1 protein-coding gene is annotated in these 508 nt (G+C 71.5%); it reads left to right on the top strand.

Features of this window, described 5'->3' with window-relative positions:
- Positions 1 to 37 precede the first annotated feature (37 nt).
- On the top strand, positions 38 to 508 hold a 471-nt coding region (locus AC1DWF_RS38955), incomplete at its 3' end, for a hypothetical protein (RefSeq protein ID WP_476843725.1).

Here is a 508-nt window from a genome sequence, read left to right as displayed (position 1 = left end):
GCCCAGTACCGGCTCCCTGGCCATTCGGGGGTTGGAGGTGAATCCGGCGCCGCCGCATGCCGAGTGGATGCAGCGCCTCGACTACTCCAGCCTGCGCGCCGAGGCCCGGATGGAGGCCACGCACGACACGACGACAGGCGTGCTCGACATGCCCGTTCTCAGCATCGAGCTGCGGGATGCGGGCGAGCTGAGCCTGGCCTTCCGAGTGGACAATGTGCGCGAGAACATGAATGCGCAGAGCGCCGAGAACATGCGGCTGATCTCCGCGCGGCTGCGCTATGCCGACCTCTCGCTGTTCCGCCGCTGGGTGCGCACGGCGGCGCAGCGTGAGGGCACGCCGGAAAACACCTTCCGGCAGCGCCTTGCCCAGCAAGCGACAGCGGCGTTGACGGGGCCGAGCCTCGCGCCGGCGCGCGACGCGGTGCAGCGCTTCCTGCGCGGCGACGCGACGGTGCTGGAGCTGGCGGCCAATCCGCGAGCGCCGCTGGGCATGGGGCTGGCGCAGCGC

The sequence above is a fragment of the Aminobacter sp. P4_D5 genome (assembly GCF_056401815.1).
This window is presented reverse-complemented; position numbering and strand designations above follow the sequence as displayed.